This window comes from Ornithinimicrobium cerasi, from assembly GCF_003702705.1.
Lineage (GTDB): Bacteria > Actinomycetota > Actinomycetes > Actinomycetales > Dermatophilaceae > Ornithinicoccus > Ornithinicoccus cerasi.
Map to the genome: position 1 here is coordinate 1 of NZ_QZMN01000006.1, position 22,317 is coordinate 22,317.

General features: G+C 73.5%; 24 protein-coding genes. 21 read left to right on the forward strand and 3 right to left on the reverse strand.

Going from position 1 to position 22,317, the window contains the following annotated elements:
* The first annotated feature begins 107 nt into the window (after positions 1–107).
* The 17 genes from D4B81_RS08025 to D4B81_RS08105 all read left to right on the forward strand — a co-directional run bounded on the left by D4B81_RS08025 (position 108) and on the right by D4B81_RS08105 (position 16,250).
* On the forward strand, positions 108–839 hold the full coding sequence (locus tag D4B81_RS08025; RefSeq protein WP_122261929.1) for an ABC transporter ATP-binding protein: 732 nt from the start codon (positions 108–110) through the stop codon (positions 837–839).
* A gap of 49 nt (positions 840–888) precedes the next feature.
* A complete protein-coding gene (locus D4B81_RS08030; RefSeq protein ID WP_161965045.1) occupies positions 889–1,188 on the forward strand; it encodes a DivIVA domain-containing protein in 300 nt (99 codons plus the stop codon).
* A gap of 18 nt (positions 1,189–1,206) precedes the next feature.
* Complete coding sequence (galE, locus tag D4B81_RS08035; RefSeq protein ID WP_122261931.1) at positions 1,207–2,229, forward strand: UDP-glucose 4-epimerase GalE; 1,023 nt, start codon at positions 1,207–1,209, stop codon at positions 2,227–2,229.
* A gap of 70 nt (positions 2,230–2,299) precedes the next feature.
* Positions 2,300–2,686 (forward strand): BlaI/MecI/CopY family transcriptional regulator, encoded by a 387-nt coding sequence (locus tag D4B81_RS08040; protein ID WP_097189015.1) that lies wholly within the window; start codon positions 2,300–2,302, stop codon positions 2,684–2,686.
* A 6-nt stretch (positions 2,687–2,692) separates the two neighbouring features.
* Positions 2,693–3,568 carry a M56 family metallopeptidase gene (locus D4B81_RS08045; protein ID WP_122261932.1) on the forward strand — a complete coding sequence of 292 codons (876 nt, stop codon included), beginning with the start codon at positions 2,693–2,695 and terminating at the stop codon, positions 3,566–3,568.
* A 121-nt stretch (positions 3,569–3,689) separates the two neighbouring features.
* On the forward strand, positions 3,690–5,156 hold the full coding sequence (locus D4B81_RS08050) for a cytochrome ubiquinol oxidase subunit I (RefSeq protein ID WP_122261933.1): 1,467 nt from the start codon (positions 3,690–3,692) through the stop codon (positions 5,154–5,156).
* Between the two features lie 45 nt (positions 5,157–5,201).
* Positions 5,202–6,275, forward strand: a complete 1,074-nt coding sequence (gene cydB / locus D4B81_RS08055; protein ID WP_122261934.1) for a cytochrome d ubiquinol oxidase subunit II — start codon at positions 5,202–5,204, stop codon at positions 6,273–6,275.
* Between the two features lie 15 nt (positions 6,276–6,290).
* Positions 6,291–9,746, forward strand: coding sequence for a thiol reductant ABC exporter subunit CydD (cydD, locus tag D4B81_RS08060; protein WP_122261935.1), 3,456 nt, complete (start codon positions 6,291–6,293; stop codon positions 9,744–9,746).
* Positions 9,747–9,781: 35 nt separating this feature from the next.
* Complete coding sequence (locus D4B81_RS08065) at positions 9,782–10,120, forward strand: hypothetical protein (RefSeq protein WP_122261936.1); 339 nt, start codon at positions 9,782–9,784, stop codon at positions 10,118–10,120.
* A gap of 29 nt (positions 10,121–10,149) precedes the next feature.
* Positions 10,150–11,583, forward strand: coding sequence for an adenylosuccinate lyase (gene purB, locus D4B81_RS08070; protein WP_122262123.1), 1,434 nt, complete (start codon positions 10,150–10,152; stop codon positions 11,581–11,583).
* Positions 11,583–11,975, forward strand: coding sequence for an MmcQ/YjbR family DNA-binding protein (locus D4B81_RS08075; protein WP_122261937.1), 393 nt, complete (start codon positions 11,583–11,585; stop codon positions 11,973–11,975). Before purB ends, D4B81_RS08075 begins: the two co-directional genes overlap by 1 nt.
* Positions 11,972–12,343: a barstar family protein gene (locus tag D4B81_RS08080; RefSeq protein ID WP_161965046.1), complete on the forward strand. Its 372-nt coding sequence runs from the start codon at positions 11,972–11,974 to the stop codon at positions 12,341–12,343. Before D4B81_RS08075 ends, D4B81_RS08080 begins: the two co-directional genes overlap by 4 nt.
* Positions 12,340–12,885, forward strand: coding sequence for a guanyl-specific ribonuclease (locus tag D4B81_RS08085; protein WP_237565896.1), 546 nt, complete (start codon positions 12,340–12,342; stop codon positions 12,883–12,885). The genes D4B81_RS08080 and D4B81_RS08085 overlap by 4 nt, the downstream gene beginning before the upstream one ends.
* Positions 12,882–13,274 carry a PPOX class F420-dependent oxidoreductase gene (locus tag D4B81_RS08090; RefSeq protein WP_122261938.1) on the forward strand — a complete coding sequence of 131 codons (393 nt, stop codon included), beginning with the start codon at positions 12,882–12,884 and terminating at the stop codon, positions 13,272–13,274. Before D4B81_RS08085 ends, D4B81_RS08090 begins: the two co-directional genes overlap by 4 nt.
* A gap of 78 nt (positions 13,275–13,352) precedes the next feature.
* Complete coding sequence (locus D4B81_RS08095) at positions 13,353–13,634, forward strand: metal-sensitive transcriptional regulator (protein WP_097189025.1); 282 nt, start codon at positions 13,353–13,355, stop codon at positions 13,632–13,634.
* A gap of 42 nt (positions 13,635–13,676) precedes the next feature.
* Positions 13,677–13,928 carry a heavy-metal-associated domain-containing protein gene (locus D4B81_RS08100; protein ID WP_122261939.1) on the forward strand — a complete coding sequence of 84 codons (252 nt, stop codon included), beginning with the start codon at positions 13,677–13,679 and terminating at the stop codon, positions 13,926–13,928.
* A 93-nt stretch (positions 13,929–14,021) separates the two neighbouring features.
* Entirely contained in the window at positions 14,022–16,250 is a 2,229-nt protein-coding gene (locus tag D4B81_RS08105) for a heavy metal translocating P-type ATPase (protein WP_122261940.1), read from the forward strand.
* A 40-nt stretch (positions 16,251–16,290) separates the two neighbouring features.
* On the opposite strand, the gene D4B81_RS08110 is transcribed toward D4B81_RS08105, so the two are convergent.
* The gene (locus tag D4B81_RS08110; RefSeq protein WP_419866235.1) at positions 16,291–16,944 is read right to left on the reverse strand and encodes a VOC family protein; all 654 of its coding nucleotides are present in this window, start codon (positions 16,942–16,944) and stop codon (positions 16,291–16,293) included.
* Positions 16,945–16,966: 22 nt separating this feature from the next.
* Positions 16,967–17,785 (reverse strand): TrmH family RNA methyltransferase, encoded by an 819-nt coding sequence (locus tag D4B81_RS08115; RefSeq protein WP_419866236.1) that lies wholly within the window; start codon positions 17,783–17,785, stop codon positions 16,967–16,969.
* Between the two features lie 41 nt (positions 17,786–17,826).
* Here D4B81_RS08115 and D4B81_RS08120 point away from each other — a divergent pair, with 41 nt between their 5' ends.
* From D4B81_RS08120 to D4B81_RS08135, 4 genes are read left to right on the forward strand one after another with little or no spacing between them, the layout of a single operon-like run.
* Positions 17,827–18,525, forward strand: a complete 699-nt coding sequence (locus D4B81_RS08120) for a hypothetical protein (protein WP_122261943.1) — start codon at positions 17,827–17,829, stop codon at positions 18,523–18,525.
* Positions 18,522–19,121, forward strand: coding sequence for a hypothetical protein (locus D4B81_RS08125; protein ID WP_122261944.1), 600 nt, complete (start codon positions 18,522–18,524; stop codon positions 19,119–19,121). The genes D4B81_RS08120 and D4B81_RS08125 overlap by 4 nt, the downstream gene beginning before the upstream one ends.
* Before the next feature lies 1 nt (position 19,122).
* Positions 19,123–19,782, forward strand: a complete 660-nt coding sequence (locus D4B81_RS08130) for a hypothetical protein (RefSeq protein WP_122261945.1) — start codon at positions 19,123–19,125, stop codon at positions 19,780–19,782.
* Positions 19,782–21,122, forward strand: coding sequence for a hypothetical protein (locus tag D4B81_RS08135; RefSeq protein WP_122261946.1), 1,341 nt, complete (start codon positions 19,782–19,784; stop codon positions 21,120–21,122). The genes D4B81_RS08130 and D4B81_RS08135 overlap by 1 nt, the downstream gene beginning before the upstream one ends.
* A gap of 306 nt (positions 21,123–21,428) precedes the next feature.
* Here the strand turns inward: D4B81_RS08135 and D4B81_RS08140 are convergent, their stop codons facing one another.
* Complete coding sequence (locus tag D4B81_RS08140) at positions 21,429–22,286, reverse strand: HAD family hydrolase (RefSeq protein ID WP_237565897.1); 858 nt, start codon at positions 22,284–22,286, stop codon at positions 21,429–21,431.
* Between the last annotated feature and the right edge of the window lie 31 nt (positions 22,287–22,317).

The following is a 22,317-nucleotide window of genomic DNA, read 5'->3' on the forward strand; positions in this document are numbered from 1 at the left end:
TCTCATCGTGGACCTCAACCGTGTCGAGCGAGCAGGGCGATGGCCTGGTGGCACCTCGGGTGCATCAACGCTCTATCGGAGAACGCTGACACCAGGAAGGTAGACCAGTGAGCGAGCCCACGTCATACACCGACGAGCGGACCCGGCCCGCGACAGGGGTGACGGTGCTCGCGGCGCGCGACCTGCACCGGACCTTCGGCACGGGTGCGACAGAGGTGCACGCCCTGGCCGGGGTCTCGCTCGAGGTGCCGGCGGGGCGGCTCACGGTCGTCCGCGGCCCCTCGGGGTCGGGCAAGACCACCTTGCTCAACCTGCTCGGCGGACTGGACCGGCCGACCTCCGGCGAGGTGCTTCTCGACGACGGACGGGTGCTCTCCGCGCTGCCCGAGCGGGAGGTGCTCGCCGTCCGCAGGGAGCGGATCGGCTACGTCTTCCAGAGCTTCGGCCTGGTGCCGGTGCTCTCCGCCGCGGAGAACGTGGAGGTGCCGCTGCGGCTGCAGCGGGTCGCGCCCGGCGAGCGCGCCGCGCGGGTCGCGGAGGTGCTGGAGCTCGTCGGCCTGGCGCGGCACGTCGGGCAGCGTCCCTACGAGCTCTCCGGCGGCCAGCAGCAGCGGGTCGGCATCGCCCGCGCGCTCGTGGCGAGGCCCGACATCCTCATCGCCGACGAGCCGACCGGGCAGCTCGACTCCGAGACGGCCGGGACGATCATGGACCTGCTGGTCGACCTCACCCACAGCCGGGGCATCGCCTCGGTCGTCTCGACCCACGACCCGGTGCTCATCGGGCGGGCGGACCAGGTGCTGGAGCTGCACGACGGGAGGCGACGCGGACCGGCCTGACTTGCCGACCTGTGGCCGGACGGGCCCGGTCGGTGCCACCATGGACGTCATGAGTACCGACGACACGCCCACCGTCCCGGTGCCGGACGGAGTGGGCGAGACCGACCTCCCCGAGCCGGAGGAGTTCCCGACCACCCGGGTGCGCCGCGGCTACGACCGCGAGCAGGTCGACGAGCTCATCGACGGCGTCTTCGAGGCGGTCCGCACCGGCCAGCCCGCGCCCGAGATCGCCCGGGCGACCTTCGCCGGCACCCGGCTGAGCAGGGGCTACGAGGAGGCCCCCGTCGACGCCTACCTCGACGAGCTCTCCGAGGCCGTCGGGCAGGAGCCGACCCCCGAGCCGGAGTGAGGCACCTAGGCTGAGGACATGCGTGTCCTCGTCACCGGCGGCGCCGGCTACATCGGTTCCCACACGGTCCTGCAGCTGCTGTCTGCCGGCCACGACGTGATCGTCGTCGACGACTTCAGCAACGCCCGCCCGGCGGTGGTCGACCGGCTCGAGGAGCTGGCCGGTCGGCCCGTGCCGGTGCACGCGTTCGACGTCGCCGACGGCGGGCGCCTCGACGCGCTGCTGGGCGACCCTGCCGCGCCGGTCGACGCCGTCGTCCACTTCGCCGCCTTCAAGGCCGTCGGGGAGTCCGTGGCCCGCCCGGTGGACTACTACCGCAACAACGTCTTCTCCACCCTGCAGGTGGTCGACGCGATGCTGCGCCACGGCATACCGCACCTCGTCTTCTCCTCCTCGGCCACCGTGTATGGCGCGCACGCGCCGGTCCCGATGACCGAGGACCTGCCGACCTCCGCGACGAACCCCTACGGGTGGAGCAAGGTGATGAGCGAGCAGATCCTGCGCGACGTCGTCGCGGCCAACCCCCAGCTGCGGGTCGCTCTGCTGCGCTACTTCAACCCGGTCGGCGCGCACCCCAGCGGCCGGATCGGGGAGGATCCCTCGGACGTCCCGAACAACCTGATGCCCTACATCGCGCAGGTCGCCGTGGGGCGCCGGGAGCGGCTGGCGGTCTTCGGCGACGACTACGACACCCCGGACGGCACCGGGGTGCGCGACTACATCCACGTCGAGGACCTCGCCGCCGGTCACGTCGCGGCCCTGGAGTGGATCGGCTCGCACGACCGGCCGCTGTCGGTGTGGAACCTGGGGTCGGGCGAGGGGACGTCGGTGCTGGAGCTGGTGCGGGCCTTCGAGCGGGCCAGCGGGCGCGCCATACCCTTCGAGGTGGTGGCGCGGCGGCCCGGTGACGTGGCGGTCTCCTACGCCGACCCCACGCTCGCGGAGCAGGAGCTGGGATGGGGCACGACGCGCACCGTGGACGACATGTGCGCCGACACGTGGCGGTGGCAGCAGGCGAACCCCGACGGCTACCCGGCCTGAGCGAGGAGGGACCGGTCCACCAATCCCGTCAACTCGTCAACTACGACACAGGGGCGTAGACTCATTCGTTATGAGACTCCGGACGAACTCCCTCGGTGACCTCGAGCGCGTCGTCATGGACACGCTCTGGTCGCACGGCCCTGACCTGTCGGTGCGCGACGTCATGGAGCACATGCACGGCAGCGGGAAGAAGGAGCTGGCCTACACGACGGTGATGACCGTCCTGGACCGGCTGGCCAAGAAGAGCATCGCCCAGCGCACCCGGGACGGGCGCGCGTGGCGCTACACCGCCGCCGCCTCCCGCGAGGAGCTGGCCGCGACCGCTCTGCGCTCCACGCTCGACAACGTCCAGGCCGACCGGCGGCTGGCCATGATGCACTTCCTCGACGACGCCTCCCCCGGTGAGATCGACGACCTGCGCGCCGCCCTGGTCGAGGTCGAGCGCCGCCACGGCTGACCCGGCGTGGCCGGGGCCCTGGTCACCGCGGCGCTGATCGTCGGGGCGCTGCTGCTCACTCTCGTCGCCCCGCACGCCCTCGCCCGGTGGGAGCGGCTGCGGACCGTGCCCGCCCAGGGGCTGTTCCTGTGGCAGTCCGTCAGCCTGGCCGGCGTCGCCTTCGCCCTGTCCGCCGCCCCCGTCGCGGCGGCCACCCTCGGCACCGACTACCCCCGCCTCCTGCTCGCGGCCCTCATCCTGTCGGGCCTCATGCTGGCCAGGCTGCTCTGGTCCGGTCACACGGTGGGCACCGAGCTGCGCCGGATGCGTGCCGAGCACCGCGCCCTCGTCGACCTGGTCGGCGAGCGCCTGCCCCTCGCCGAGGACGGTGACGCGCCCTCCCCGGCACCCGCGGCCCGGCACGGCAAGGTGAGCGTCCTCCCCCAGGCCGACCCCACGGCATACTGCCTCCCCGGACGCCGGGACCGGATCGTGCTGAGCCGGGCCGCGCTGGACCGGCTGGGCGACGAGGAGCTCGGGGCCGTGCTCGCGCACGAGCACGCCCACCTGCGGCAGCGTCACGACCTGGTCCTGGAGCTCTTCCAGGTGCTGCACGAGGCGGTGCCCGAGCCCGTCCGGGCCGGCTCGGCCCTGGCGGAGGTGCGTCTGCTGGGGGAGCTGCTCGCCGACCGCGGGGCGGCCCGTCGGGTCGGTGCCGCGACCGTCGGCCGGGCGCTGGTCGCGCTCGTCACACCGGGGAGCGCGCGCCAGGTGCGTCGCCGTCTGGCTGCCCTCGCCGCCGATCCCGCGCCGGCCTGGTTGCGCCACGGGCTCCCCGTCCTCAGCTCGGCCGTGCTCGCCCTGCCCGTGGTGCTGCTCGCCCTGGCTCTGTGGGGTTCCTGACCCCGCCCGGTGTCGGGTCGGTCACACCACCGTCCCCGGCCTGGGGTTTTAGAGGAATCTCCCGCTATCGTTACGACGGCACGTAGTACGCACCATCCCGTCGTCATTGGGGGAGGACCCGTTGGACGCCCTGGACCTGGCACGCTGGCAGTTCGGCATCACGACCGTCTACCACTTCTTCTTCGTCCCGATCACGATCGGCCTGAGCCTCCTCGTCGCGGTGATGCAGACGCGGTGGATGCGGACGCGCGACCCGCAGTGGCTGCGGCTGACCAAGTTCTTCGGCAAGCTCTTCATGATCAACTTCGCGCTCGGCCTGGTGACCGGCATCGTGCAGGAGTTCCAGTTCGGGATGAACTGGTCGGACTACTCCCGCTTCGTCGGTGACATCTTCGGCGCGCCCCTGGCCATCGAGGCTCTCCTGGCGTTCTTCCTCGAGTCCACCTTCCTCGGCCTGTGGCTCTTCGGCTGGGGACGCATCCCCGAGAAGCTTCACCTGTCCTTCATCTGGCTCGTGCACGTCGGCACGGTCCTGTCGGCGTACTTCATCCTGGCCGCGAACTCCTTCATGCAGAACCCCGTCGGCTACACGATCAACGAGACCAACGGCCGTGCGGAGCTGACCGACTTCCTCGCCGTCCTCACCAACCCCGTGCAGCTGGTCACGTTCCCGCACGTCGTCGCGGCGGCATACATGACGGGCGGTGCGTTCGTCCTCGCCTTCGCCATCTGGCACCTGTGGCGCACCGGGACCCCGGCGGTCGACAAGCCGATGTACCGCAAGGCCGCCAAGCTCGGCGCCTGGACCGTGCTCGTCGCCTCCCTGGTCGTCATCGGCTCCGGCGACGTCCAGGGCAAGGTGATGACCGAGGTGCAGCCGATGAAGATGGCCGCCGCCGAGGGCCTCTACGAGGACGTGCCCGAGGGCGTCGGCGCGCCGTTCTCGATCATCACCGTCGGGACCCTGGACGGGCGCGAGGAGGTCTGGGCGCTGACGGTGCCCAAGCTGCTCTCCTACCTGGCCACCGGTTCGCTCGAGGGTGCGGTCGAGGGGATCGACCACGTCCAGGAGCGGTACGAGCTCACCTACGCCGGGTCCGAGCTCACCGCGGCGGAGGACTACCGGCCGGTCGTCCCGGTCACCTACTGGAGCTTCCGCCTCATGATGGGGCTGGGTTTCGCGGGGATGGCGATCGCCGCGGCCGTGCTCTGGGCCCTGCGGGGCACGGGGTCGAGGACCGGGGAGAGCCGCCTCGAGGGCCACCGGATGTGGGCCTGGGCCGGGGCGCTGGTCCTGTTCATGCCGCTGCTGGCCAACAGCTTCGGCTGGATCTTCACCGAGATGGGTCGCCAGCCGTGGCTCGTCATGGGCCTCATGACGACCCAGACCGGCGTCTCCCCCGGCACGACGACCGGGGAGGTCCTCACCTCGATGGTCGTCTTCACCCTGCTCTACGGCGCGCTCGCCGTCGTCGAGGTCGGGCTGACGCTGCGCTACGGCCGCGCGGGTGCGGAGCAGGTGCCGGAGGACCCCTCCTTCGACCCCGCGCACCGCTCCGACGACGACGCGTTCCTCTTCACCTACTGAGCCCCCGCCGACAGCCGACAGGCCTACCCGCGAAGGAACTGTGCAATGGAACTCACCACGATCTGGTTCGTCCTCATCGCCGTGCTGTGGATCGGCTACTTCGTCCTCGAGGGCTTCGACTACGGGGTCGGCGCGCTGCTGCCCGTGCTCGGCCGGGACACGGCCGACGGGAGCGTCACCGGGGAGACGCGGCGGCGGCAGATGCTCGGCGCCATCGGTCCGTTCTGGGACGGCAACGAGGTCTGGCTGCTGACCGCGGGCGGCGCGACGTTCGCCGCCTTCCCGCACTGGTACGCCACCCTGTTCTCCGGCTTCTACCTGCCGCTGCTGCTCATCCTCGTCGCGCTCATCGTGCGCGGGATCGGGCTGGAGTACCGCGGCAAGGTCGACTCCACACGCTGGCGCCGCCGGATGGACCTCATGGTCGTCGCCGGGTCGGCGGTGCCGGCGCTGCTGTGGGGCGTGGCCTTCACCAACATCGTCCGCGGCGTGCCGATCGACGCGGAGATGGAGTACGTCGGAGGGTTCTGGAACCTGCTCAACCCCGTCGCCCTGCTGGGCGGGCTCGTCACGCTCACCCTCTTCCTCACCCACGGCGCACTCTTCGTCGCCCTCAAGACCGACGGGCAGCTGCGGCACGACGCGCGGGCGCTCGGCCTGCGGCTCGGCGTGCTCGCCGCGGCGCTGGCCGTGGCGTGGCTGTGGATCGTCCACGCCTCGACCGGCACCGCGGTCTCGTGGGTGCTCGCCGGGCTGGCCGCCGTCGCGCTCCTGGCCGGCCTGGCCGCCGCCCGTGCGGGTCGGGAGGGCTGGGCGTTCACCGGCACGTTCGCCACGATCGGGCTGGCGACCGCGTCGCTGTTCGTCGCGCTCTTCCCGGACGTCATGCCCTCCTCGCTGGACCCGGCGTGGTCGCTCACCGTGGAGAACGCGGCGTCCTCGCAGAAGACGCTGGGCATCATGACGGTCGTCGCGGTCGTCTTCACCCCGATCGTGCTGCTCTACCAGTCGTGGACGTACTGGACGTTCCGTCGGCGCATCTCCGGCCACCACATCCCCACCGAGGTGCACCCTGCCGCGGTGACCGAGGAGACGCGGCGCCGGGTCGGCGCGAGCTGAGCCACGGCATACCCGATGAGACCGTTCGACCCCGCCCTCCTGCGCGCACTCCCGCAGACGCGGCTCCCGGTGGCGCTGCTGTCCGGCGTCGGCGTGCTCTCCGGCGTCGCCGCCATCGGCCAGGCGGTCGCGCTGGCGGTGGTGGTCGCCCGGGTGGTGTCCGGCGCCCCGCTCGCGCCGGCCCTGGTCTGGCTGGTCGGGCTGCTCGCCCTCCGCGGGGTGCTCGCGGCGCTGTCGGAGTATGCCGCGCGCCGGGCCGGTCTGCGCGTGGCCGCCGTCGTCCGGCTGGCGGTGCTGCGGCGGTGGCTCGGCCGTCCCGTCGAGGACCGGCCGCCGGAGGAGGTGGCCGTCACCCGGGCCGGTGAGGGCGTGTCGGCGGTCGAGCCGTACGTCGCCCGCTACCTGCCGGCGCTCGTCACCGCCGCCGTCGTGCCGGCACTGGCGGTGCTGGCGCTGGTCGTGGTGGACCCGTGGAGCGCCCTCGTCGTCGTGCTCACCCTGCCGCTCCTGCCGGTCTTCGCGGCGCTCATCGGGCTGCACACCCAGGAGCAGACGGACCGCCGGTGGGGCGCGATGGCGCTGCTGTCCGGGCACTTCCTCGACGTGGTGCGCGGCCTCCCGACGCTGGTGGCCTACGGGCGGGCGCGGGCCCAGGTGCAGGTCGTGCGCGAGGTCGGCGAACGGCACCGGGAGGCGACGGTGCGCACCCTGCGGACGGCCTTCCTGTCGACCGCCGCCCTCGAGCTGCTCGCCACGATCTCGGTGGCGATGGTCGCGGTGGCGGTCGGCCTGCGGCTCGCCTACGGCGCGATGGACCTCACCGTCGCGCTGACCGCGATCCTGCTGGCGCCGGAGGCCTACTGGCCGGTGCGTCGGGTCGGGGCGGAGTTCCACAACGCGGCCGACGGGGCGGCGGTGCTGGAGGCGCTCGCCGCCGACGGCACCCTCCCGACCGACGGGTCGGCGCGGACGGACCGGGGGGTCCGCACGGACGCACCGACGGGCCCGGACGGACACCCCGGGCCGGTGGGCCTGCACGCGGTCGGCTACGCGCACCCCGGTCGCGAGCGCACGGTGGTCGACGTCAGCCTCAGCACCCCTGGCGGTCCCGGCCTCACCGTGCTCACCGGCCCCTCGGGAGCGGGCAAGACGACGGTCCTGGAGCTGCTCGCCGGGCTGCGCCGGCCGACGACGGGGACGGTGACGGCACCTCCCGCCCACCTCGCCGCCCAGCGCCCCGTGCTGCTCCCCGGGACCGTCCGCGACAACCTCGCTCTCGTCGACGGCGGTGCCGACGACGCAGCGATGACGCGGGCGCTGGAGCGGGTAGGGCTCCGGGACGCGCTCGCCGCCCGCGAGGGCCCGGACACCCTCCTCGGCGACGACGGCTTCGGCCTCTCGGCGGGCCAGCGGGCGCGGCTGGCCCTCGCCCGTGCGACCCTGTCGCGAACCCCGCTGGTTCTCCTCGACGAGCCCACCGCCAACGTGGCGGCCGGTGCGGTCCCCGCCCTGCACGAGGTGATCCTCGAGCTCGCCCGCACGCGCCGCGTGGTCGTCGTCACCCACGACCCGGTGCTCGCGGCCCACGGCGACGACCGCTGGCAGCTCGAGCCCGCGCCCCTCCCTGCCGCTCCGGCCGCCGCCACCGATGCCTGTGCGGCGCTGTCGTGTCACGACGAACGCCTAGACGACCACCGTGACACGACAGCCGGGCACAGGCATCAGGTCGACGCCCCTGCGCACCCCACCCCCGGGCAGCCCACCCCCGGTGTCGTGGAGCCGATCATCCTCCCGGGCGGCCGGCGCGGCCTGGTCCTCGCGTGCCTCCTCGGCGGCGGCTCCGTCTCCTGCGGTGTCGCGCTCACGGCCACCTCGGGCTGGCTCATCGTCGAGGCCTCCACGATGCCGGTCGTCCTGATGCTCATGGTCGCGATCGTCGGAGTGCGCGCCTTCGGCATCTTCCGTCCCGTCCTGCGCTACGCCGAGCGCGTCATCTCCCACGACGTCGCGCTGGAGGACCTCGCCACCCGCCGCGCCGACGTCTTCGCCCGGCTCGTCCCGCTCACCCCGGCCCGCCTCGGCCGCCGCAGCCGCGGGGACGTGCTCACCGCGGTCGTCCGCGACCTCGACGACGTGGTCGACGCGCAGGTGCGGGTCACGGTCCCCGCCTGGTCCGCCCTGCTCGCCACCGCGGTGGGCGCCGCGCTCGCGGCCTGGCACCTCCCGGCGGCCGGTCTCGTCATCACGGTCGGCGCCCTCACCACCGCGCTCCTCGCCCTCACCGGGTATGCCGTGGAGCGCACCTCCCAGCGCGCCGCCGTCCTGGCCCGCAGCGAGGTGCAGCAGCGCACCACCGCGCTGACCGGCCGGTTGCTGGCCGTCCAGGCGGTGACCGGCACCACCGCCGACCCGGACGCCGTGCTGGCCGGCATCGACCGCGCCGAGCAGCGGCACCAGCGGGCCGAGGCCGGTCTGATCCGCGCGAGGGCGCTGGTCATCGCCGCGCTGTGGGCCGTCGTCGCCGGCACGGCGGCCGCGGTCGCCGTCCTCGCCTGGCAGGCCCGGTCCGCCGGCGAGCTGACCGGGCCGTACGCCGCCCTCGTCGCCCTCGTCCCGATGGCGCTGGCCGACACCTGGGTCGGCACGGCGGACATCGCCGGGGCCGCGGCCCGGGCCCGGGCGTCGGCCGACCGGCTCGCGGCGGTGCTCGGCCGCTCCCCCGCCGTGCACGGTCGCGGGACGGGCTCGCCGGCCGGGACGGCCGTGCCCCGGCTCGTGCTCGACGCGGTGGGCGCGGCGTGGGGCGAGGAGAGCCGGGCGGCACGGCATACCCTCGACCTCGCCCCGCTCGACCTGACGCTGCAACCGGGGTGCCGCCTGGCGCTCACCGGCCCCAACGGGGTCGGCAAGTCCACCGCGCTGGCCGTCCTCGCGCGACACCTCGACCCGCTGTGCGGCCGGTATGCCGTCGACGGTCAGGACGCCGTCGACCTCGACCTGGAGGCCACGCGGTCACGCATCGCCGTGGTGGACGACGAGCCGCACGCCTTCGCCGGGTCGGTGCGCGCCAACCTGCTCCTCGCGCGCCCCGACGCGGACGACGAGGACCTGCTCGCCGCGCTGCTGGCCGTGGACCTCGGGCACTGGCTCGCGACGTTGCCGGCCGGCCTCGGCACGACCCTCACCGGGTTGTCGGGCGGCGAGCGCGCCCGGTTGTCGATGGCCAGGGCCGTGCTCTCCGGTCGACCGGTCGTGCTCCTGGACGAGCCCGCCGCGCACCTGGACGACGCGACAGCCGGACGCGCCCTGGGCGGGCTCCTCGCCGCGGGCGCGAGGAGGACGCACCTCATGGTGAGCCACCGGCCCGACGACCTCGCCGGGTGGGACCCCGTCGAGCTGCGACCGGTGCCGGTCACCTCAGCCGACGCACCGGGCGTCCTTCCGGTGGAGCTGGCGACGGCCCGGGCCTAGGTTGGGGGCAGCAGTCTTCCGACCGAGGAGGTCACATGGGTGAGAACAACGACTGGATCTGGTGGGTCATCGCCGCCGTCGTCCTGATCGCGATCGTCGCCGCCGTCCTGATGGCGCAGCGCCGCAAGAAGCAGGAGGCCGCACGGGTCGAGGCCGCGTCGTTGCGCGAGCGTGCGCAGGGTGGCGAGGGGTACGTCTCCGGGGCCGAGGAACGCGCCCGCGAGCTGCAGGGCAAGGCCCGCGAGGCCGAGCAGCGCGCCGAGAGGCTGCGGCACGACGCCGACGAGGCGACCCAGGTGGCCCGCGACCACCGGGACCGGGTGACCGACGACTACCTCAAGGCCGACGACGTCGACCCCGACGTGAAGAGGTAGCCCCGCCCGCGCCTGAGACAATGGCGCACATGCCGCTGCCCGCCGCCCGCACACCCCTCGCCGAGCTGACGCCGCCGATCGCCCTCGGCGCGCTCGACGGTCGCTACCGGGGGGCGGTGGCGCCGCTCGTCGACCACCTCTCCGAGGCCGCCCTCAACCGGGCCCGCCTGCACGTCGAGGTGGAGTGGCTGATCCACCTCACCACGACCGAGGTCGTCCCCGGCGCCGACCATCTCTCCGCCGACGAGCAGGCCGCGCTGCGGGCGCTCGTCCCCGACTTCGACGCCGCGGCGATCACCGAGCTGCGCGAGATCGAGGCCGAGACGGTGCACGACGTCAAGGCCGTCGAGTACTACCTGCGCCGCCGCCTCGCCGAGATCCTCGACGGCGAGAGCGACCGCACGGAGCGCCTCGCCGAGCTCGTCCACTTCGCCTGCACGAGCGAGGACGTCAACAACACCTCCTACGCGCTCATGGTCCAGGGGGCGGTCACCGAGGTCTGGCTGCCGCGGGCCCGCGCCCTCGTCGACCAGCTCTCGGGTATGGCGCGCGAGCTCGCCGAGGTGCCGCTGCTCGCCCACACCCACGGCCAGCCCGCGACCCCCACGACGATGGGCAAGGAGCTGGCGGTCCTGGCCTGGCGGCTGACCCGGCAGCTCGACCGGGTGGGCGGCGCGGCATACCTGGGCAAGCTCAACGGGGCGACCGGCACGTACGGCGCGCACGTCGTGGCGGTCCCGGAGGCCGACTGGCAGGAGGTCAGCCGCACCTTCGTCGAGCGCCTCGGGCTCACCTGGAACCCGCTCACCACCCAGATCGAGAGCCACGACTGGCAGGCCGAGCTCTACGCCGACGTCGCGAGGTTCAACCGGGTGCTGCACAACCTCGCGACCGACGTCTGGACCTACATCTCGATGGGCTACTTCGCCCAGGTCCGCGGTCAGGGCACCGTCGGCTCCAGCACGATGCCGCACAAGGTCAACCCGATCCGGTTCGAGAACGCCGAGGCCAACCTCGAGGTCAGCAACGCCCTCCTCGACGTGCTTGCCTCGACCCTGGTGACGAGCCGGCTGCAGCGCGACCTCACCGACTCCTCGATGCAGCGCAACATCGGCACCGCCCTGGGGCACAGCCTGCTGGCGCTCGACAACGTCTCACGCGGGCTCGCCGGTCTCGACGCCGTGCCGGAGGCCATGGCGCGCGACCTCGACGCCAACTGGGAGGTCCTGGCCGAGCCGGTGCAGTCGGTGATGCGGGCGCTCGCGGCGCGCGGTGTCCCGGGCATGACCAACCCCTACGAACGGCTCAAGGAGCTGACCCGCGGCCGCCGGATCGGGCAGGCGGAGCTGGTCGACTTCGTGCGCGGGCTCGGGCTGCCCGCCGAGGAGGAGGCGCGGCTCGTGGCCCTGACCCCGGCCTCCTACACCGGTCTGGCCGCCCGCCTCGTGGACCACGTGGGCTGATGGCGACCTGGGCGGACGTCGAGCGGATCGCCCTCGGGCTCCCCGAGACCGAGCCGACCACGGCCTGGGGCCGGCCGGCCTTCGGGGTGCGCGGCGCGTGGTTCGTCCTCGACCGCGCGCCCCGGCCGGACGCCGTGGACGAGGACGGGGAGCGGCTCACCGGGCTGGTGGTCCTCCACGTCGAGGACGAGGAGGCCAAGCTGCGGCTCGCGGCCGACGACTCCGGCCACTTCCTCACCACCCCCCACTTCGCCCGCTCGCGGATGATCCTGGTGCGTCTGGCCCAGATCCCGGTCGACGAGCTCGCCGAGGTCATGGTCGAGTCCTGGCTGGTCCGCGCGCCGAAGACCCTGGCCCGGCAGTACCTGGCCTCGGTGGAGGGCGACCGGTGATCCTCGTCCCCGCGGACCGGCTCGACGCCGTCCGCACGCACCTCCAGGACGCAGGGTATGCCGTCGCGTCAGCGGTCACGCCCGCTGCGGCGGACCTGCGGCAGACCCAGGCGGAGCTCGCCCGGGCGCTCCGGCTCCCCGGCGTCGCCGGGTCCAACCTCGACGCGATGGCCGACACCCTGCGCGACCTGCCGCAGATCTGGGGCTCGGACCGGGTCGCCCTGCTGTGGGAGGACGCCGACCGCCTCGCGGCCCACGACGGCCGTGCCTGGTGGATCCTCGGCGAGATCCTGGACGACGCCGACGACCTCACGGTCGTGGCGCTGGGCGAGGCCCGCCTGGGGCGGCCGACGGAGGAGGACCGATGAGGGTGAGCCGGCCGGTGGCGATCGGGCTGATGGTGGTGTGCGTGCTGGTGGTGCTGTGGCTCGCCGCCTCGAACCTCGGCCTGCAGGACGGCACGACCGGTCCCGGGGCGGAGCCGACGACCGCTCCGACGTCGGCCACGCCGACGGCGTCGGACACCGGGACGACCCCCGCGGAGCCGGGCCGCACGGCATACCCCGCGGACGAGGGCGACGGCGGACCGGCCGGCACGGACACCCGCGACTGGGACGACGTCGACGCCTGCCGCGACGACGTGCTGCCCCCCGAGCTGGAGGAGGTCGCCGACGACGTGGAGGCGGGCGGCCCGTTCGAGTTCCCGGGAAAGGACGGGTCGACGTTCGGCAACTACGAGGGCTACCTGCCGGGCGAGTCGCGCGGCTACTACCGGGAGTTCACCGTGGAGACGCCGGGCCTGGACCACCGCGGGGCGCGCCGGATCGTCACCGGCGGCGGGGCGGACGACCCCGAGGTCTGGTACTACACCGACGACCACTACGAGAGCTTCTGCGAGTTTGTCCCGTGACGGCGGACCTGTCGGAGGCGGGGGCCGCGTTCGTCGCCGAGCGGCACCTGGCGACGCTGTCGACGCTCGGGCCGGACGGGCTGGTCCACGTCGTGGCGGTCGGCTTCACGCTCGTGGACGGCGTCGTCCGGGTCATCACCAGCGACGGCAGCCAGAAGGTGCGCAACGTCGAGCGGGACCCTCGGGCGACGGTCGCGCAGGTGGACGGTCCGCGCTGGCTGAGCCTTGCCGGCCGGGCGGAGGTCGAGCGCGAGCCGGCGGCGGTGCGCCTCGCGGAGGAGCTCTACGCCGCTCGGTACCGCGTCCCCCGCGTCAACCCCCGGCGGGTGGTGATCCGGCTGACGCCGGAGAGGGCGCTGGGGTCTCGGGGGCTCGTGTCGGGCGGCTGAGCCACCCGACCGTCCCGTGGGAGAGCGTCCCCCGGGGAGGGACGGAATACCCCAGAGGGGTATCCTGTTGACATGGCTGTGAACGGCTACACCGGGTCCAAGGACACCTACCTCAAGCGGCTGAGCCGCATCGAGGGCCAGGTGCGCGGCATCGCGCGTATGGTCGAGGAGGACACCTACTGCATCGACGTGCTCACCCAGGTGAGCGCGGTCACCAAGGCGCTGCAGGCCGTGAGCCTCGGTCTGCTCGAGGACCACATCAGCCACTGCGTCGTCGAGGCGGCGGCCGAGTCGGAGGAGGCCAAGGACGCCAAGGTCCGTGAGGCCGCCGACGCGATCGCCCGGCTCGTGCGCAGCTGACCACCCGCCCCCGTGCGGAACCACCCCACCGAAGGAGCACCGATGACCGACAGCACCGCGGACACCCCCGTGCAGAACCAGACCGCCAAGATCGTCGTCTCCGGCATGACCTGCGGCCACTGCGTCGCCTCGGTCACCGAGGAGCTCAAGGGCGTCGACGGCGTGCTCGAGGTCCGGGTCGAGGACCTGGTCAAGGGCGGCGACACCGACGTCTTCGTCGAGTCCGACGGCCCGCTCGACCTCCCGGCGGCCCGCGCGGCCGTCGAGGAGGCGGGCTACGCCGCCGCCGTCTGACCACCCCGGGGCCGGCGGGTCGGTGCGGCAGCACCGACCCGTCGGTCGGGCAGGACCGATCCAGAACGCCGATGAGATGAGCAGCCAGGAGCCATGAGCACCACCACCAGCAGCGCCGCCTCCCCCAGCGGGACCGCAGCGGGCAGCCAGCACGTCGACCTGGCCATCACCGGCATGACCTGCGCCTCCTGCTCCGCCCGGATCGAGCGCAAGCTCAACAAGCTGGACGGCGTGGAGGCGAGCGTCAACCTCGCCACCGAGAAGGCCAGCGTCCGCTTCCCCTCCGCGCTCTCGGTCGCCGACATCGTCGCCACCGTGGAGAAGACCGGGTATGGCGCCACCCCCGTCGAGCGGGACCGCGGCGGTCGCGCGCCGGCCATGACGCACGACGTCGTCGGCCAGGGCTCGCTGCGGCTGCGGATGATCGTCGCCAGCGTCCTCGCCCTCGTGGTCGCCGTGCTGCACATGGTCCCGCCGGTCGCCGACGCCCTCGGCATGACGGGGCACTGGCTCCAGCTCCTCCTGACGCTGCCCGTCTACCTGTGGGCCGCGTGGCCGTTCCACCGCGCGGCGGCGATCAACGCGCGCCACCTGGCGTCCACGATGGACACCCTCGTCTCGGTCGGCACCACCGCGGCCATGGGCTGGTCCGTCGTGGCGCTGCTCACCGGTTTCAGCCACGACATGTACTTCGAGGTCGTCGCGGTCGTGACCGCGTTCCTCCTGATCGGTCGCTACATCGAGGCCCGCGCCAAGGCCCAGGGCCGCTCGGCGCTCACCTCGCTCATGGAGCTGGGCGCCAAGGACGTCGCCGTGCTCCGGCACGTCGTCGGCAGCGGCGCCTGGACCGAGGAGCGCATCCCGGTCGAGGAGCTCGAGGCCGGCATGCGCTTCGTGGTCCGTCCCGGGGAGAAGGTCGCGACCGACGGCCGCGTCGTCGACGGCACGAGCACGATCGACGCCAGCATGGTCACCGGCGAGTCGATGCCGGTCGAGGTCGGTCCCCGGGACGACGTGACCGGCGCCACCGTCAACGGCTCCGGCCGCCTCGTCGTCGAGGCCACCCGCGTCGGGCGGGAGACGGTCCTCGCCCGGATCACCGACCTGGTCGAGCAGGCCCAGACGGGCAAGGCCCCCGTGCAGCGCCTGGCGGACCGCATCTCCGCCGTCTTCGTGCCTGCGGTGCTCGTCCTCGCCCTCGTGACCTTCGTGCTCTGGCTGGCCACCGGCCACACCCTCGCGGAGGCGCTCGCCCCCGCCGTCGCGGTCCTCATCATCGCCTGCCCCTGCGCGCTGGGCCTGGCCACGCCCACCGCGCTGCTCACCGGCACCGGCCGCGGCGCCGAGCTCGGCATCCTCATCAAGGGTCCGCAGATCCTCGAGTCCACCCGCCGTGTCGACACCGTCGTCCTCGACAAGACCGGCACGCTGACGACCGGCGAGCCGGTGCTCACCGACGTCGTGCCGGCCGGGGCGCTGCCCGCCGAGGCGGCGCTCAAGGCGGCGGCGAGCGTCGAGGCGGGCAGCGAGCACCCCGTCGCGCGGGCGATCGTGGTCGGGGCGCGCGAGCGCGGCGTCGAGGTGAGCCCGATCTCCGGCTTCACCAGCCTGCCCGGTCAGGGCGCCCGGGCCACCATCAAGGACACCGAGGTCACCGTCGGCAAGCCCGACCTGTTCACCGTCGTGCCGGACGTGCTCCGGGAGGCCCTCGACGCCGGCACCGGGACGACAGTCCTCGTCGGCTGGGGCGGGACCGCCCGGGCTGCGATCACCGTCGCCGACACCCCGCGGCCGTCCAGCGCGGCCGCCGTGGCGCGGCTGCGCGAGCTGGGCCTCACGCCATACCTGCTCACCGGGGACAACGAGCACACCGCCCGCGCCGTCGCCCGCGAGGTGGGGATCGACGAGGCAAACGTCGACGCCGGTGTGCTGCCCCAGGACAAGTTCGCGCACGTCAGGGCGCTGCAGGAGCGCGGCCGGGTCGTCGCGATGGTCGGCGACGGGGTCAACGACGCGGCAGCGCTCGCGCAGGCCGACCTCGGGATGGCGATGGGGTCAGGCACCGACGTGGCCGCCGAGTCAGCGGACATCGTCCTGATGCGCTCGGACGTCGACACGGTCGCCGACGCGATCGGGCTGTCGCGCCGGACGCTGCGCATCATCAAGGAGAACCTCGTGTGGGCCTTCGGCTACAACACGCTGGCGATCCCGCTCGCGGCGTTCGGCTACCTCACCCCCCTCATCGCCGGGGGCGCGATGGCCATGTCCAGCGTGCTGGTCGTGCTGAACAGCCTGCGGCTCAAGGGGTACGGCCGGCGCTGAGCGCCGCCGCGGCCCGGGGGCAGACCGAGGGCCTCCCTCTTCAGAGGGTGACGGTGCCGTTGCTCGTCTCGAAGGTCACGTCGTGCAGGCGCGCGTCCTCGTCCTCGACGAAGCCGAACTCCACGTCGGACTCGAACGCCCCCTCCGGGGCCTCGCTGATCCCGAGCCACTCGCGTACGACCGGCACGTCGCCGCCCAGCGTGAGCCCGACCAGGCGGGTGCGGCACTGCGCCAGCCGCGAGGGGTGCTGCTCGGCGGGCGACTCCCACTTGACGAAGAACGGGAGGTTGGGGTGCCGGATAACGTCCAGGACACCGATCTGGCGCCAGCGCAGGTCGACCCCCTCGGGGGTGTGCCGGTTGCCCGGTGCCGCCTCACGGCCGAGCCGCTGCTCGACCGGCGCGAGGTCGTCCACGGCCACCACCCAGGCCATCCAGCCGCCGCCGCGCTCGGAGGCGGCCCTGACCGCCTTGCCGAACGGCGCCTTGTCCGAGGACGGGTGGTCCAGGCACTCGACGACCTCGACGTAGCGGCCCTCGGCGAGCGGCAGGATGACGTTGCGGGTCCCGAACCGCGGGTGGACCCCACCGCCCAGGGGGGTCACGTCCAGCTGCTCCCCCAGCCGCCCGGCCGTCGCGCGCAACCCCTCGGGACCGGCGGCGTAGCTCACGTGGTCGATGCGCATAGCGGTCATCGTGGCACACCTCACGGGGTGCTCAGACACCGGCCTGCCTGCGCTGGCGCACGGCCTCGTAGACGATGATCGCGGCCGACGTCGCGACGTTGAGCGAGTTCGCGCGGCCGACCATCGGGATGCGCACCCGGTGGTCCGCCGCGGCCAGCACGTCCTCGGTCAGCCCGGTCTTCTCGGTGCCCACCGCGATCGCGACCGGGCCCCGGTAGTCGACCTCGGTGTGCTCGGTCGGGGTGTCCGGGGTCGCCGCGACGAGGGGTATGCCGCGGGCGCGCAGCCAGTCCTGCACCACCGCGGTCGGGTCGCTGGCCACCGGCACCGAGAAGACCGTGCCCTTGGAGGCCCGGACGGTGTTGGGGTTGCCCCAGTCGGTCACCGGGTCGGCCGCGACGACGGCGTCGACGCCGGCCGCGTCCGCGGTCCGCAGCATCGCGCCGAGGTTGCCCGGCTTCTCCACCCCCTGGCAGACGAGCAGCAGCGGGGCCGGACCGGGCGACAGGTCGGCGCACCGCCGGTCCACGGTGCCGACGACGGCGAGGACGCCGTCCGGGCCCTCGCGGTAGGCCGTCCTCTCGAACGCGGACCGGGACACGCGCACCACCTCCGTGCCGAGGGCGGCGACGCGGCCGACGAGGTCGTCGGCCAGCGCCTGCGCCCCCATCAGCTCCGGGCAGTAGAAGAGGGAGTGCGGGACCACGCCCGCGTCCAGGGCGAGCCCCAGCTCGTCATACCCCTCCACGAGGGTGCGTCCCTCCTGCTCCCGCGTCCGGCGTCGACGCAGCCCGACGAGCGCCCTGAGCCTGGGGTTGGCGGGCGAGGTGAGGACGAGCGGGTCGGGCACGCGCACCAGTGTGGCGCACCCCTGGGCTAGATTGACCCGCTGTGGAGGGGAACCCCGGGCCGGGCGAGGTCCGACCGAGCGCTCTGCGCCGACTTCTCGAGGCGTCCGTCACCTGGGTCCTGGCCCGCCCGCGCAACGCCGGGTATGCCGTCGTGGTCGCCGCCCTGCTGCTCACCGTGCCGTTCGGCGGGCTCGCGGCGGCGCCCGAGGACGAGCCGGAGGCCGTGACGGCGGGGACGACGGTCCGGGCCGCGCCGTGGGAGCTGACCCTGGAGCGGGCGGTGTGGGGTCCGGAGCTGGGGGGTGACTTCCTGGAGCAGGAGGGGGTCCAGCACGTGCTGGTCCTGGGGACGTTGCGGTCCACCGCCGGGACCACGCTGTCCGCCTCCGAGCTCGGCAGCAGCGTGCGCATCCGCGACCTCCCGGGCGCCGCCGACGCCTTCGGCACGCCCCTGGAGGACGGTCTGCTGCCGTGGGACTCCTTGTGGACGCTGGAGCCGGCGACCGTGTCCCTGCGGGCGGTGGCGCCAGGACTGACCTACGACGTGGGCCTGCACCTGACCACCACGGAGCAGACCGTGCCCGCTGAGATCCAGGTCGAGCTCTACAGCAAGACCTACCGCGAGAGCAGCCTGGAGGACACCATGCTGTGGACCGACGAGCGGCGGACCGCGGTCGTGACCGTGCCGACGCGGCGCTCCGGACCGGTCTACCTGAGCAGCTGGGAGGTGCTGCCGTGAGCGTCGCCGCCGAGCTCGCGACCCGCTGGGCCGGACGCGCCGGGACGATCGCCTTCGTCCTCGTCGCGCTCGCGCTCGGGAGGGTCGTGGGCGACCAGGTGCCCTCGCCCATCGACAGCTACGCCCGCCCGCACGAGGTGGTGGCGAGCCAGGGTCGACCCGTGCAGCTGCGGGCCGCCACGATCACGGTCGACGGCGTGACCGTGAGCCGGTCCTTCCAGACCTCCTCCTCGCTGTACGAGTCGCCCGGGATCTTCGTCCTGGCCGACGTCACCTTCACGCCTACGCTCGAGGACTCCGCCCTCGGCCACGTGGAGATCGTCGACCGGCAGGGTCGCTCGTTCACGGTCACCCGCACCGGCGGCAACACCTGCCCCCTGACCGCGCCCGGGCTCCCCACCCGCTGCTCGGTGGTCCTGGAGCTGCCTCCCGACGCCCTTCCCGGCGCGACGCTGCGCCTCGGCACCGACGGGACGGACACGGCATACCAGGACCTGGCCGTGGTCGACCTCGGGCTCGACGCGCAGGACGCCCAGCTGGCCGCCGACGCCGAGCCCCTCGAGCCGCGGGAACCGCTGCTCGAGGAGGGGGGCTGAGATGACCGGCTGGTGGCGACGCAACAGGTGGGCTCTGCTCGCGCTGCCGTTCGTGCTGCTCCTCGCGGCCGGAGCCGGTAGCTATCGGGTGTGGAACTTCTGGAACCCCTACGAGCTGACCGACCCGGTGGCCGGCCGCAGCGGCGAACCCGTGCGGTTCACGCACACGCTGGAGGACGACCGGGGCAGCTACACCGTCGACCTGACCGTCACCGCCGCCGACCCCGTCCCGGCGGATCACTTCACCGACCAGGAGGGGATGATGCACTACTTCCCCCGCAGCGAAGGCAGCCGCGTCTGGCGCACAGACCTGACCGTCCAGGCCGACCCGGCCTCGCCGCTGACCGGGTGCCAGGTCCGTCTGGTCGACGGTCTGGGCCGGGCGACGCTCTACCGGACCAGCCCGCTCGGCGGCGAGGCGAGCCTCGGTCTGCCCGGCTCCCCCTGCGTGCCCCCGGGTGCGCCGGGACCCTCGCCCGACTTCGGCTTCGGCCTGGAGGAGCCGGCCGCGACCCGACCGGCGACCTACACCGTCCCCGTCTACGTCCGCACGGCCCAGGACTTCGTCCCCGAGTCGATAGAGATCTGGTGGGAGACGCCCTGGCACCTCTCCATCGACGTCGACGCCGACGCCGAGGCCGACGCCGGGGAGGAGGGCTGATGGGCGCCGCCCTGTCCCGCGTCGGGCGGTCGGTCCTCGGTGCGCTGGCGGTCGTCCTGGAGGGGCTCAGGCTCCTGGTTGCGCACTGGCCGGTGCTCGTCGTGGTCCTGCTCCTGGGAGCCGTGGCTCGCGAGCTGGTGCTCTGGGCCTCCTTCGAGCTGAGCAAGGTCAGCCCCGTGGCTGCCACGATCACGGCGGCGCTGGCGCCCCTGAGCGCCGTGGCCGCGCTCGTGGTCGCGCTCCGCGTCGTGATGCCGTCCCTGCGCAACGTGCCCGAGGCGACCGGACTGACGCGCTCGCGCCGACTCTCCGTGCTCGCCTCGGCGCTCGTCCCCTTCCTGGCGGTCTACGCCTCGCAGGGCTACCTGCGCGAGGACGTCCGCAGGTTCGTCAACGAGGTGACGGCGGACGAGTTCCGGTCCACCAACTGGTTCATCGAGACGGCCGGCGCCCGGACCCTGGCCGACGTCTCGCTGCCGGTCACGGCGGCCGTGGTGGTCGGGGCGCTCGTGCTGCGCTGGGGGCTGGACCGGTTCGACCTCGCGCAGCGCAACCTCGGCCTCGGCCTGCTCGCCGCCTGGGTGGAGGCCCTGTGGCTGGTGACCGTCGCGAAGACGATCAGCACCGGGTGGGAGGGTGCTTGGGCCTGGGTCCTCGGTCGCCGCGGCGTGGCCTGGCTGATGGACGGGTGGGCCGCCGCCATGGGCGTCCTCGGCCCCGCGGGCACCTGGTTCGACTCCGCTGTCTCCTGGCTGTGGGACCTCCTGGGTGACTTCGACACCCTGGTGGTCGTCCCCCTCGCCTGGCTGGTGGTGGGCGCGGTGGTCTACGGACGAGAGCTGGCCGAGCCTCGCGACACCGACCTGAGCCGTGTCGGCGTGCGCGTGGTCGGGGCCATCAGGGACGAGCGGGCTCTCGCCCGCCTCGAGCGGGCGCGCCAGCGGTCGGCCCGGGTGCGAGCACGTGCGAGCCGGCTGCCGGTATGGCTGCGCGAGTGGGCGGCCGCGCCGGTCACCAGCGTCACGGAACGCTTCGCCGCGCTGGGTCGAGGTCTGCTCACCCTGCTGCGGGCCGGGCTGGTCCCCATGGTCACGCTTTGCCTGGTGCTGATCCTCGCCCGGCACGCGGGGGTGGCGGTCGCGATCCTGCTGCGTGCCGTGGTCGGCCCGATGGACGCCGAGTGGGGACGGGTCGTCGCCCCCTACGTGTCGATGGGACTCAACCTCGTCACCACCCTACTCATGGTCGTGCTGATCGCCGCAGCGGTCGACCGTTTCCTGGCGCGTCCGGCCCAGGAGACGGCGGACGCCGCCGGGACCCCGGTGGCCTCACGGACCTGACCGGACCACGTGACACTGGTTCTCCGACCGATCCACCGGACACACTGGGTCCGAGGCTGAACCACCGGACACACTGGGTCCGAGGCTGAACCACCGGACACACTGGCTCCGAGGGTGGACCACCGGACACACTGGCTCCGAGGGTGGACCACCGGACACACTGGCTCCGAGGGTGGACCACCGGACACACTGGCTCCGAGGGTGGACCACCGGACACACTGGCTCCGAGGGTGGACCACCGGACACACTGGCTCCGAGGGTGGACCACCGGACACACTGGGTCTGGGGGTGAACCGGTGTCACGTCTCAGGCGAGCTCGTCGAGCACTTCCTGGAGGGCGTCGACCAGACCGTCCTCGGTGACGGCACCGGTGACGCGGTCGGCCATCGCGATGACCTCCGGCGGCGCCTGGCCCATCGCGTAGCTGCGCGCGGCCCAGTCGAGCATCTCGAGGTCGTTGCGCTGGTCACCGGCCGCCACCGTGCGGTGCGGCTCGACGCCGAGGCGGCGGCGCACCTGCTCCAGGGCGGAGGCCTTGGACACCCCCTCGGGGGCGAGGTCGAGCCAGGCGCTGTACCCCACGGCGTACGAGACGCCGTGCAGACCGATCCGTTCCACCATCTCGCTGAACTCCTCGGAGGTGGAGTTGGGGTCGCGGAAGGTGACACGGGTGACCGGGTCGGCGACCAGCTCCTCGAACGGGACGATGATCTCCTCGCCCCAGAGCTCACCGGGCGGGAAGGGGGTGCTCACCTTGAACCCCACCCCGACCTCCTCCACCGCGACCAGCACGTCGGGCAGCTCGCGCCGCACGACCGCGACGGCCGGCGCGGGGTCGAAGGTGACCACGTCGTCGAGGCGGTAGCCACCCGCGGCCCCCGGGTCGACCGACACCGTGACGGCCCCGTTGGAGCAGACCACCGGCCGACCTGCCGTCATCAGCCCGAGGTGCTCCATGACCGGCAGGGTGGACTGGACGGACCGCCCGGTCGCGATGACGACGGTGACGTGCGGCAGGGCGTCCAGCGTCCGCACCGTCCGCGCCACGCGCGGAGACAGGTGCCCGTCGTGCCGCAGCAGCGTGCCGTCGACGTCCAACGACACCAGAAGTCTGGTGTCGCGCAACGGGTGCCTGCCGACGTCCGGACGCTCGGTTCTGCTCACGGCACGACCCTAGTCGGCCGGGGCGCGGCAC

Bases quoted from the DNA above. Each gene is read 5' to 3' on its own strand.
- D4B81_RS08065 (WP_122261936.1), top strand. From the start codon at position 9,782: ATGGGTGAGAACAACGACTGGATCTGGTGGGTCATCGCCGCCGTCGTC.
- D4B81_RS08110 (WP_419866235.1), bottom strand. From the start codon at position 16,944: ATGACCGCTATGCGCATCGACCACGTGAGCTACGCCGCCGGTCCCGAG.
- cydB (WP_122261934.1), top strand. From the start codon at position 5,202: ATGGAACTCACCACGATCTGGTTCGTCCTCATCGCCGTGCTGTGGATC.
- cydD (WP_122261935.1), top strand. From the start codon at position 6,291: ATGAGACCGTTCGACCCCGCCCTCCTGCGCGCACTCCCGCAGACGCGG.
- D4B81_RS08135 (WP_122261946.1), top strand. From the start codon at position 19,782: ATGGGCGCCGCCCTGTCCCGCGTCGGGCGGTCGGTCCTCGGTGCGCTG.
- D4B81_RS08075 (WP_122261937.1), top strand. From the start codon at position 11,583: ATGGCGACCTGGGCGGACGTCGAGCGGATCGCCCTCGGGCTCCCCGAG.
- galE (WP_122261931.1), top strand. From the start codon at position 1,207: ATGCGTGTCCTCGTCACCGGCGGCGCCGGCTACATCGGTTCCCACACG.
- D4B81_RS08040 (WP_097189015.1), top strand. From the start codon at position 2,300: ATGAGACTCCGGACGAACTCCCTCGGTGACCTCGAGCGCGTCGTCATG.
- D4B81_RS08100 (WP_122261939.1), top strand. From the start codon at position 13,677: ATGACCGACAGCACCGCGGACACCCCCGTGCAGAACCAGACCGCCAAG.
- purB (WP_122262123.1), top strand. From the start codon at position 10,150: ATGCCGCTGCCCGCCGCCCGCACACCCCTCGCCGAGCTGACGCCGCCG.
- D4B81_RS08105 (WP_122261940.1), top strand. From the start codon at position 14,022: ATGAGCACCACCACCAGCAGCGCCGCCTCCCCCAGCGGGACCGCAGCG.
- D4B81_RS08085 (WP_237565896.1), top strand. From the start codon at position 12,340: ATGAGGGTGAGCCGGCCGGTGGCGATCGGGCTGATGGTGGTGTGCGTG.
- D4B81_RS08030 (WP_161965045.1), top strand. From the start codon at position 889: ATGAGTACCGACGACACGCCCACCGTCCCGGTGCCGGACGGAGTGGGC.
- D4B81_RS08130 (WP_122261945.1), top strand. From the start codon at position 19,123: ATGACCGGCTGGTGGCGACGCAACAGGTGGGCTCTGCTCGCGCTGCCG.